The organism is Sphingomonas parva (ex Maeng et al. 2020) (assembly GCF_004564275.1).
In the GTDB taxonomy this organism is placed as follows: Bacteria; Pseudomonadota; Alphaproteobacteria; order Sphingomonadales; family Sphingomonadaceae; genus Allosphingosinicella; species Allosphingosinicella parva.
The window spans coordinates 13191-24469 of the sequence record NZ_SPDV01000015.1 but is presented as its reverse complement, the minus strand read 5'-3'; the positions used below and the strand labels follow the sequence as shown (position 1 = coordinate 24469).

7 protein-coding genes are annotated in these 11279 nt (G+C 68.7%); 6 read left to right on the top strand and 1 reads right to left on the bottom strand.

Annotated features, from left to right (window positions below):
* Positions 1-165 precede the first annotated feature (165 nt).
* Complete coding sequence (locus E2493_RS21775; protein WP_225421305.1) at positions 166-1992, top strand: alpha-amylase family glycosyl hydrolase; 1827 nt, start codon at positions 166-168, stop codon at positions 1990-1992.
* Positions 1993-2003: 11 nt separating this feature from the next.
* Entirely contained in the window at positions 2004-3614 is a 1611-nt protein-coding gene (locus E2493_RS21770; protein ID WP_225421325.1) for an alpha-glucosidase family protein, read from the top strand.
* Between the two features lie 41 nt (positions 3615-3655).
* Here E2493_RS21770 and E2493_RS09535 read toward each other — a convergent pair whose 3' ends face one another.
* Positions 3656-4714 carry a LacI family DNA-binding transcriptional regulator gene (locus E2493_RS09535; protein ID WP_225421303.1) on the bottom strand — a complete coding sequence of 353 codons (1059 nt, stop codon included), beginning with the start codon at positions 4712-4714 and terminating at the stop codon, positions 3656-3658.
* Between the two features lie 43 nt (positions 4715-4757).
* On the opposite strand from E2493_RS09535, the gene E2493_RS09530 reads away from it, so the two are divergent.
* The 4 genes from E2493_RS09530 (at position 4758) to glk (ending at position 11242) form a co-directional block, all read left to right on the top strand.
* The gene (locus tag E2493_RS09530) at positions 4758-6779 is read left to right on the top strand and encodes a glycoside hydrolase family 97 protein (protein ID WP_135086113.1); all 2022 of its coding nucleotides are present in this window, start codon (positions 4758-4760) and stop codon (positions 6777-6779) included.
* Between the two features lie 196 nt (positions 6780-6975).
* A complete protein-coding gene (zwf, locus tag E2493_RS09525; protein WP_404828310.1) occupies positions 6976-8373 on the top strand; it encodes a glucose-6-phosphate dehydrogenase in 1398 nt (465 codons plus the stop codon).
* 62 nt (positions 8374-8435) lie between these two features.
* Positions 8436-10274: a phosphogluconate dehydratase gene (gene edd, locus E2493_RS09520; protein WP_135086109.1), complete on the top strand. Its 1839-nt coding sequence runs from the start codon at positions 8436-8438 to the stop codon at positions 10272-10274.
* On the top strand, positions 10271-11242 hold the full coding sequence (gene glk / locus E2493_RS09515; protein WP_135086107.1) for a glucokinase: 972 nt from the start codon (positions 10271-10273) through the stop codon (positions 11240-11242). The genes edd and glk overlap by 4 nt, the downstream gene beginning before the upstream one ends.
* Positions 11243-11279: the final 37 nt, after the last annotated feature.

Genomic DNA, 11279 nt, shown 5'->3' with positions numbered 1-11279 from the left:
TGCAGCATGTGGCATTTCTGCCGCTGTTAGCGCTCACAAGGAGAGCCGAACGATTGGGCTGCAGGGAGGCGAAACATGCCGCTTGACCGTTTGCAGTTTCCTTGCAAACTATTGCAAACCGGTGCGCAGGCACAAAGCTGCCGCGCCAGACGAAGGAGAGAGCGTGTGGAGCCAGAGGGCCGCTTCAGCCGGGCAGGCCGACGCCTGCTCTCCGTCCTGCTGGCGGCGGCCGCCGTCCCCGTCGGCGCCCAGACCTATCGCGATCGCACACCCGATCGGGAGGTCGTCTATTTCGTCCTGCCGGACCGGTTTGAGAACGGCGACCCGGGGAACGACCGCGGCGGGATCTCGGGTGGGCGGCTGGAGAGCGGCTTCGATCCGGCCCACAAGGGCTTCTATCACGGCGGCGACCTGAAGGGCCTCACCGCCAGGCTGGACTATATCCAGGGTCTCGGTGCCACGGCGATCTGGCTGGGCCCGATCTACCGCAACAAGCCGGTGCAGGGTGCCCCCGGACAGGAATCCGCCGGCTATCACGGCTATTGGATCACCGATTTCACCGACGTCGATCCGCATTTCGGAAGCCGTGCCGACCTCAAGGCCTTCGTCGACGCCGCCCATGCACGCGGCATCAAGGTCTATCTGGACATCATCACCAACCACACCGCCGACGTGATCAAATATCGCGAATGCCCGAAGAACGACTGCGCCTATCGCGGCCTCGGCGATTTTCCGCACACGCGGCGCGGCGGTCTCGACGGCGCGCCGATCAACCAGGGGTTCGAGGGGATCGACAAGCCCAACCAGCGGCCGGACAATTTCGCCTCGCTGAAGCGGCCCGATTACGCCTACACTCCCTACGTTCCGCGGGGCGAAGCCGGCGTGAAGGCCCCGGCTTGGCTCAACGATCCGATCTATTACCACAATCGCGGCGACTCGACCTTTCGGGGCGAGAGCTCGACGATGGGCGACTTCGTCGGGCTCGACGATCTGTTCACCGAGCATCCGCGCGTCGTCCAAGGCTTCATCGAGATCTACGGCCAGTGGATCGACGACTTCGGGATCGACGGCTTCCGCATCGATACGGCACGCCACGTCAATCCCGAGTTCTGGCAGGCCTTCGTCCCGGCGATGACCGAGCGCGCCAAGGCGCGCGGCATTCCGAACTTTCACATCTTCGGCGAAGTGTTCGATCCCGATCCGGGCATGCTGGCGCGCTTCACCAAGGTCGATCGCTACCCGGCCGTGCTCGATTTCGCCTTCCAGGCGGCGGTGACCGACGTCGTCGGCCGCGGCGCGCCGACCGAGCGGCTGGCGCGCCTCTTCCAGATGGATGCCCTCTACGAAGGCGGCGAGGCGACGGCGCGACAGCTGCCGACCTTCCTCGGCAATCACGACATGGGCCGTTTCGCCCGCTTCGTGCGGGAGGCCAACCCCGCCGCGTCCGAGGACGAGGTGCTGAAGCGGGTGATCCTCGGCCATGCAATGCTGCTGTTCGCGCGGGGCGTGCCGACCATCTATTATGGCGACGAGCAGGGCTTCGCCGGCGACGGCGGCGATCAGGACGCGCGCGAGGACATGTTCGCGAGCCGGGTGGCGAGCTACAACGACAATCGCCTGGTCGGCACCAGCGCCACCACCGCCCAGGTCAGTTTCGGCCAGGACGGGCCACTCTACCGCGCGATCGCCGCCATGGCCGCGCTGCGCAAGAGCGATCCGGCGCTGAGCCGCGGCGAGCAGATCGTGCGCGCTTATGCCGAGACGCCGGGCCTGTTCGCATTGTCCCGGCGCGCGCCCTCGGGAGGCGGCGAGACGCTGGTCGTGTTCAACACCGGAACCAGCGCAATCGGCGCCAACATCGCCGTCGACGCCGGTGCGCGCAGCTGGCAGCCGCTCCGCGGCCGCTGCGCGCCGTCCGGGAGCGCACCCGGAAGCTACCGGGTCGAGCTCGCGCCGCTCGACTACATCATCTGCAAGGCCGTACCCAATTGACCCAGACCACCATCGAACGCGAGGCCCCCTGCCCTGCCGCCGCATCCTCGGCCGGCGCCGAATGGTGGCGCGGCGCCGCGATCTACCAGATCTATCCGCGCAGCTTCGCCGATTCGAACGGCGACGGCATCGGTGACCTGCCGGGCATCACCGAGCGCCTCGACCATGTCGCCTCGCTGGGTGTCGACGGGATCTGGCTCTCCCCCTTCTTCCGCTCGCCGATGAAGGATTTCGGCTACGACATCTCGGATTATTGCGACGTGGATCCGATCTTCGGCACGCTCGCCGATTTCGATCGTCTGCTGGCGCGCGCTCACGGCCTCGGCCTCAAGGTGATCGTCGACCAGGTCTATTCGCACACCTCCGACCAGCACCAATGGTTCCAGGAGAGCCGGCAGAGCCGCGACAATCCCAAGGCCGATTGGTACGTCTGGGCCGATGCCAAGCCGGACGGATCGCCGCCGAACAATTGGCAATCGGTCTTCCACGGCCCGTGCTGGACCTGGGACGCCCGCCGCGGCCAATATTATCTGCACAATTTCCTGAGCAGCCAGCCCAATCTCCACGTCCACAATCCGGAGGTGCAGGAGGCGCTGCTCGCCACCGCGCGCTTCTGGCTGGATCGCGGCGTCGACGGCTTCCGGCTCGACGCGATCAATTTCTCGATGCACGACCCGGCGCTGCGCGACAATCCGCCGGTGGCGGAAGGCCTCGGCCGCCGCACCCGGCCGTTCGATTTCCAGCATCATTTCCACAACCAGTCGCACCCGGACATTCCGAAGTTCCTCGAGCGGCTCCGGGCGGTGATCGACACCTATGGCGACCGCTTCACCGTTGCCGAGGTGGGCGGCGAGCAGGCCGATCGCGAGATGAAGCTGTTCACCCAGGGCCCGGCGCGTCTGAACAGCGCCTATGGCTTCAACTTCCTCTATTCGGACCGGCTGACGCCCGAGTTGATCCACGGTTCGATGGCGATCTGGCCGGGGGCGCAAGGCGAAGGCTGGCCGAGCTGGGCCTTCTCCAACCATGACGCGCCGCGCGTCGTCTCGCGCTGGCTGGGCACGCGCGACGCCGCCGCCTTCGCCCGGCAGGCGATGCTGCTGCTCGTCGCGCTGCGTGGCAACGTCTTCCTCTATCAGGGAGAGGAGCTCGGTCTCGAGCAGGCCGAGGTGCCGTTCGAGCGGCTCCAGGATCCGGAGGCGATCGCCAACTGGCCTGAGACGCAGGGCCGCGACGGCGCGCGCACGCCGATGCCGTGGCGCGCGGCCGCGCCGAACGGCGGCTTCTCGGACGCCGAGCCCTGGCTGCCGCTCGATCCGCGCCACCTGCCGCTGGCGGTCGACCGCCAGGAGTCCGATCCGGGGTCGATGCTGGCGCTCACCCGCCGGCTGCTCGCGCTGCGCAAGGGGCGCGCGGCGCTGCGCGTCGGCACGATCGAGCGGGTCGACGCGCCGCCGCAGGTCCTCGCATTCGAGCGCCGTGCGGGCAGCGAGAGATTGCTCTGCGTCTTCAATTTCGGCGAGGAGCCGATCGACTGGCCGCTCCCCGCCGGCTGGCGGATCGTCGAGCGGGTCGGCGAGCCGCTCGCGCCGCTGTCCGGCTTCATCGCCGAACCGGCGTGACCCGGCGGCGGCCGCACCCCGCGCACCGGGCGCGCGCCGCGTCAGCCGCCGCAACTCTCCCGCACGATCAGCTCGGTCTGCAGGCGCTCCGAGCGCATGTCGCTGCCCGCGCCGGTGTCGAGCAGCTTGGAGACGAGCAGCCGCCCTGCGCGCGCGGTGTCCTGGTTGATCGTGGTCAGCGCCGGCCGACTGTAGCGGGCGAACGGAACGTCGTCATAGCCGATCACCGAGACGTCGTCCGGTACGGCGAGACCGGCATGGAGCAGCGAACGGATGGCGCCGAGCGCGATCAGGTCGCTGGCCGCGACGATGCCGTCGAACCTCTCGCCGCGGGCAAGCAGCGCGTCGACCGCCGCTTCGGACGATTCGACGGTGAAATGCGCGGGCACGAGCAGCGCCGGATCGTTGGCCAGGCCCGCTTGCTCGAGACCGTCGAGATAGCCGCGGACCCGCTGCTGGACCTCGGGCGCCTCCGTGTCGCCGAGGAAGACGATTCGCTTGCGCCCGAGCCGGGCGAGATGGAGGGTGGCGCGGCGCCCGCCCGCCAGATTGTCCGATCCGACCGAGCAATAGCCCTGCTCCGGCAGCTGCGCGCCCCAGACCGCGAAGCGGGCGCCGCTCTGCGCGAGCAGGTTGAACGCCGGATGCAGCGAGCTCTGGCCGAGGAAGATCACTCCGTCGGCGCGGCTCGTCGTCATCGCCGCGGAGAGGTCCTCGAAGCTGGTCGGCGCGAAATGGCTGACGAGCAGGTCGCAGCCGCGGTCCCGCGCGGCGTCGCTGATCCCCGCGAACAATTCGAGGAAGAAGGGATCGTCGAGCTGCCCTTCCCGCCCCTGCGGCCGCGGCACCACCAAAGCGATCGTGCCGGTAGCGCCGATCGGGCCCGCGGGCATGTAGCGGCGGAAGGGATAGTCATGCTCCTTCGCCAGCTTCCAGATCAATTGCTTGGTCCGGCTGTTCACCGCCGGACTGTCGTTCAGCGCGCGCGACGCCGTGGATATGGACACGCCGGCAAGGGCCGCTATGTCCTCCAGCCGTGTCGAGCGGCGGCTCACGCTGAAAACTTTGCTGCAAGAAATGCCATGCGCCGAATAGGACATCCTGGAGGCCCGGTGGCAAGCCGAATCTGGAGGGCTGACTGAGATGATCCGATACATCCTGGCCATGGTCGCGGTGGCGCTCGCCGCGCCCGCCGTCGCGGAACCCGTCCGGGTGTCCTCGCCGGAGGGGGTCCTCACCGTTTCCGTGGATGTCGCGCCGGACGGGCGCCCGGAATACAGCGTCAGCCGGCTCGGCCGGGCGGTGATCGCCCCCTCCCGTCTCGGCTTCCTCTTCACCAACGCGCCGCAGTTCCTGCGCAACGTCAAGGTCGCGGACGCCGGGCGGCGCAGCGAGGACGGCCGCTGGGAGCAGCCCTGGGGCGAGCGCCGCTTCGTCCGCAACCGCTACAACGAGGTCCGCGTCACAATGACCGAGGTGGCGCCCGCACCCGGCCGCCGGATCGACGTGGTCTTCCGTGTCTATGACGACGGCGTCGGCTTCCGTTACGAATTCCCCGACCAGGCCGGCCTGAAGCAGGTCGAGATCGCCGAGGAACTGACCGAATTCGCCGTCGCGGATCCGGCGACCGCCTGGTGGATCCCGGCCTTCCAATGGACTCGCGAGGAATATCTCTACCAGAAGACGCCGATCACCGAGGTCGGGGTCGCCCAGACCCCGATGACGATCCGCACCGGCGACGGCCTCCACATCGCCTTCCACGAGGCGGCGCTGGTCGACTATTCCGGCATGAACCTGCAGAACGAGGGCCAGGGCCGTTTCCGGGCGGTGCTGACCCCGTCGTCCGAGGGGCCGAAGGTGCGCCGGATGGCGCCGTTCACGACGCCATGGCGGACGATGCAGATCGCCGACAGCGCGGCCGGCCTCGTCACCAACGATCTGATCCTGAACCTCAACGAGCCGAACAAGCTCGGCGACGTCAGCTGGGTCGAGCCCTTCAAATACGTCGGCGTCTGGTGGGAGATGCATCTCGACAAGGCGACGTGGGGCGCCGGGCCGAAGCACGGCGCGACGACCGCCAACGTCAAGCGCTACATCGATTTCGCGGCGAAGAACGGCTTCCGCGGCGTCCTGGTCGAAGGCTGGAACGAGGGCTGGAACGACGATTGGTTCGCCAACGGCAAGGATTTCAGCTTCACCCGGCCCTATCCCGATTTCGACATCGAGGAGCTCGCCCGCTACGCGCGCTCGAATGGCGTGCGCCTGATCGGCCATCACGAGACCGCCGGCAACATCGCCGTCTACGAGCCGCAGCTCGAGGCGGCGCTCGATCTCTATCAGCGGCTCGGCGTGGATGCGGTGAAGACCGGCTATGTCGCCGACATGGGCGGCGTGCAGACCCGTGGCCCCGACGGCCAGGTCCGCTACGAGTGGCACGAGGGGCAGCGCATGGCGCAGCACCACCTCAAGGTCGTCACCGAGGCGGCCGAGCGGAAGATCGCGATCAACGCGCACGAGCCGTTCAAGGACACCGGCCTGCGCCGCACCTATCCGAACATGGTCTCGCGCGAAGGCGCCCGCGGCATGGAGTACAATGCCTGGGGCGCGCCGCCCAACCCGCCGGAGCATGAGGCGAACCTCGTCTTCACCCGCATGCTGGCGGGGCCGATGGACTTCACGCCCGGCGTGATCAGCCTCGAGGGCAAGGGCCAGAAGATCCAGTCGACGATCGCCAAGCAGCTCGCGCTCTACGTCGTGATCTATTCGCCGATCCAAATGGCGGCGGACCTTCCCGAGAATTACGAGGCCAATCCGCGCCCGTTCCAGTTCATCAAGGACGTCCCGGCCGATTGGTCCGAGACCCGGGTGCTGAACGGCGAGATCGGCGATTTCGTCACCATCGCGCGCAAGGACCGCAAGAGCGAGAATTGGTACCTCGGCGCGATCACCGACGAGGAAGGCCGGGTGCTGAGCGTGCCCCTCTCCTTCCTGACGCCGGGCCGCAAGTACCGCGCCCAGATCTACCGCGACGGACCGGACGCCGATTACCGCACGAACGGGAAGGATATCGTCATCGAGGAACGGCAGGTCACCTCCGCCGACACGCTGACCCTGCGCCTCGCGGCCGGCGGCGGGCAGGCGATCCGCTTCGTCGCGGCGCGATGATCGGATCGGCGCCGCCGCAGCGTCGCGCATGAGCATGTCTACGGTATTTGACAGCGCTGTCATTGACGGTAAGTCGCTATTGCTTACACGCGGGCGCGCATCGAGCAGCCTGCACGGAAGGAACTGACGCACGGTGCCCAACAGTCCTGCGAATACGCTTCTGCTCTTCGGCGCGACCGGCGACCTCGCCCAGCGGATGCTGCTGCCCTCCTTGTTCGGGCTCGACGGCGACGGTCTGCTGCCGGAGGCGCTCCGTATCTTCGGCACCGCCCGCAGCGATCTCGACGGCGCCGGCTTCCGCGCCGCCGCCAAGGAGTCGCTGGAGCGCTACATCGATGCCGATCGGCTGATCCCCGACGTGGTCGATCGCTTCCTCGGCCGCCTCCATTACGTGCCGCTCGACGCCTCGCAGCCGGAGCAATTCTCCCGTCTGGCCGAGGCGATCGGCCCGATCGAGGGCAATCTCGCCATCTTCCTGTCGACCGCGCCGTCGCTGTTCGGTTCGACCATCGCCGGCCTGTCCGCGGCGGGCCTCGCCGGCGAGACGGTGCGGCTGGCGCTCGAGAAGCCGCTCGGCACCGATCTCGCCTCGAGCCGCGTGATCAACGACGCGGTCGCCGCGGCTTTCCCGGAGGAGCGGACGTTCCGCATCGATCATTATCTCGGCAAGGAGACGGTCCAGAACCTCCTCGCCCTGCGCTTCGGCAATTCGCTGTTCGAGCCTCTGTGGAACTCGACCGGCATCGACCACGTCCAGATCACCGTCTCGGAGACGGTCGGCCTCGAAGGCCGCGCCGGCTATTACGACACGTCGGGGGCGCTGCGCGACATGGTCCAGAACCACATGCTGCAGCTGCTCGCGCTGGTCGCGATGGAGCCGCCCTCCCATTTCGACGCCAATGCGGTACGCGACGAGAAGGTGAAGGTGCTCCGCTCGCTGCGGCCGATCACCGCCGAGAGCGCGGCCGGCGAGACCGTGACCGGCCAGTACAAGGCAGGCGCCGTCGGCGGCGATCCGGTGCCCGGCTATCTCGACGAGCTCGGCGGCCCGTCCGACACCGAGACTTTCGTCGCGCTGAAGGCCCATGTCGACAATTGGCGCTGGAAGGGCGTGCCCTTCTACCTGCGCACCGGCAAGCGCCTGCCCACCCGCCGTTCCGAGATCTTCATCCAGTTCAAGGGCGTCCCGCATTCGATCTTCGCCGCGCGCGGCGCCACCGTGCAGCCCAACAAGCTGCTGATCAGCCTGCAGCCGGAAGAGAATATCCGCCTGCTGGTCATGGCCAAGCAGCCGGGGCTCGATCGCCAGGGCATTCGCCTGCGCGAGGTTCCGCTCGATCTCGGCATGGCCAACGCCTTTGCCGACACCCGCCGCCGCATCGCCTACGAGCGGCTGATCCTCGATCTCCTCGAGGGCGATCCGACCCTGTTCGTGCGCCGCGACGAGGTCGAGGCGCAATGGGAGTGGATCGACGCGATCCGCAACGGCTGGTCGGCCAACGGCATCACGCCCAAGGCCTATGGCGCGGGCAGCTGGGGCCCCTCCGCCGCCATCGCGCTCACCGAGCGCGACGGCGTCTCCTGGCATGAATAACGTTGGTGCCCGGGCGGCACCCTCCCTATCTGGCGCATGAGCAGCCACTGGACAGACGAACGATGAGCCTCAATTCCACCATCTCCGCCGTCACCGACCGGATCATCGAGCGGTCGCGGCCGACCCGCAGCCGCTATCTCGACCTGATCGCCGCCCAGCGCGAGACCGGCGTCTCGCGCACGCGCCTGTCGTGCGGCAATTTCGCCCATGGCTTCGCGGCGGCCGAGGAGGAGGACAAGCCGGCGATCCGCGCCGCCCGCTCCACCAACATCGGCATCGTCACCGCCTATAACGACATGCTCTCGGCGCACGCGCCCTACGGCCGCTACCCCGAGCAGATGAAGCTGTTCGCGCGCGAGGTCGGCGCCACCGCGCAGGTCGCCGGCGGCGTCCCGGCGATGTGCGACGGCGTCACCCAGGGCCTCCCCGGAATGGAGCTGTCGCTGTTCAGCCGCGACACGATCGCGCTGTCGACCGCGGTGGCGCTCAGCCACGGCATGTTCGAGGCCGCCGCCCTGCTCGGCATCTGCGACAAGATCGTGCCGGGCCTGCTGATCGGCGCGCTTCGCTTCGGCCATCTGCCGACTATCCTCGTCCCTGGCGGCCCGATGCCGAGCGGCCTGCCGAACAAGGAGAAGCAGCGCATCCGCCAACTCTACGCCGAAGGCAAGATCGGCCGAGAGGAGCTGCTCGAGGCGGAGGCGGCGAGCTATCACAGCGCCGGCACCTGCACCTTCTACGGTACCGCCAATTCGAACCAGATGATGATGGAGGTGATGGGCCTCCACATGCCCGGCGCCGCCTTCGTCAACCCGGGCACGAAGCTGCGCCAGGAGCTCACCCGCGCGGCCGTCCACCGGCTGAGCGAGATCGGCTGGAACGGCAACGATTATCGGCCGCTTGGCCGCTGCGTCGACGAGCGCGCGATCGTCAACGCGGCCGTCGGCCTGCTCGCCACCGGCGGCTCGACCAACCACGCCATCCACATCCCCGCCATGGCGCGCGCCGCCGGGATCGTGATCGACTGGGAGGACCTCGATCGCCTCTCCTCGGCCGTCCCGCTGATCGCCCGCGTCTATCCGAACGGCTCGGGCGACGTGAACCACTTCCAGGCGGCCGGCGGCATCGGCTTCACCATCCGCACCCTGCTCGACAACGGCCTGCTGCACGGCGACATCCTCACCGTCGCCGGCGAGGGTGAGGCGCCGCTCGCCGATCATGCGCGCGAGCCGGCGCTCGAGGAGGACCGGCTGGTCTGGCGCGCGCCTCCCGAGGCGTCGCTCGACGAGACCATGCTGCGCCCGGCGAGCAATCCGTTCCAGCCGGACGGCGGCATGCGCCTGGTCAAGGGCAATCTCGGCCGCGCGACCTTCAAGACCAGTGCGGTCGAGCGCGACCGCTGGACGATTGAGGCCCCCGTCCGCGTCTTCGCCGATCAGGACGAGGTGCTTCAGGCGTTCAAGGCCGGCGAGCTCGAGCGCGACGTGGTCGTCGTGGTCCGCTTCCAGGGCCCGAAGGCGAACGGAATGCCCGAGCTTCACAAGCTCACCCCGGCGCTCGGCGTCCTCCAGGACCGCGGCTTCCGCGTCGCGCTCGTGACCGACGGCCGCATGTCCGGCGCGTCCGGCAAGGTACCCGCCGCGATCCACGTCTCGCCCGAGGCGCTTGGCGGAGGCCCGCTCGCCCGCATCCGCGACGGCGACGTCGTCCGCCTGTCCGCCGAGACCGGCGAGCTCAGCGCGCTGGTCGACGCCGCCGAATGGGAGTCGCGCGCCGAGGCGGTCGCCCCGCCGCCGGCGCTCGGCACCGGACGCGAGCTCTTCGCCATGTTCCGCGCCGGGGCCGACGAGGCCGAACGCGGCGCATCCGCAATGCTTCACGCCATGGAGATGGTTGCTTGACCGAGATTGTAGCCGTCGACATCGGCGGCACCCATGCCCGCTTCGCCCTCGCCCGCACCGAGAACGGGCGAGTCGTTCACCTCGACGAGGAGGTGACGCTCAAGACGGCCGAGCACGCCAGCCTGCAGACCGCCTGGGAGGAGTTCGGGCGCCGGGTCGGCCGTCCCCTGCCCCCGGCCGCGGGGATCGCCATCGCCGGGCCGATTCAGGGCGAGGTGCTGAAGCTCACCAACAATCCCTGGGTGATCCGCCCGTCGCTGGTGCCTTCGAAGCTCGGTGCCGAGCGCTACACCCTGGTCAACGATTTCGGCGCGGTGGCCCATGCCGTCGCGCAGCTCGACGACGCGAGCTTCACCCATCTCTGCGGGCCGGAGACGCCGCTGCCGTCCGAGGGCGTGATCAGCGTCGTCGGCCCCGGCACCGGACTGGGCGTCGCGCAATTGCTCCGCCGCGACGGCGTCTACCATGTGATCGAAACCGAGGGCGGTCATGTCGATTTCGCGCCGCTCGATCCGCTCGAGGACAAGATCCTCGTCCATCTGCGCAAGCATTTCCGCCGCGTCTCGGTGGAGCGGATCGTTTCGGGCCAGGGCCTGCCCAACATCTACGAGGCCCTGGCGGCGATCGAGGACCGTCCGGTCCAGGTCCGCGACGACAAGGAGCTCTGGCAGCTCGCCATGTCCGGCGCGGACAGCCTCGCCGCGGCGGCGTTCGACCGCTTCTGCCTCAGCCTCGGCGCCGTCGCCGGCGATCTCGCGCTGGCCCAGGGCGCGGTCGGCGTGGTGATCGCCGGCGGCCTCGGCCAGCGTCTCGCGGCGCACCTGCCGCGCTCGGGTTTTCGCGACCGTTTCATCGCCAAGGGGCGTTTCGAGCGGCGGATGGACGACATGCCGGTCAAGCTGATCACCCATCCGCAGCCGGGCCTGTTCGGCGCCGCCGCCGCCTTCGCGGCCCAGCACCCGGACTGAGACTCGCAGCTTTGCCAGCAGGCCGTTCGCTCCCTAA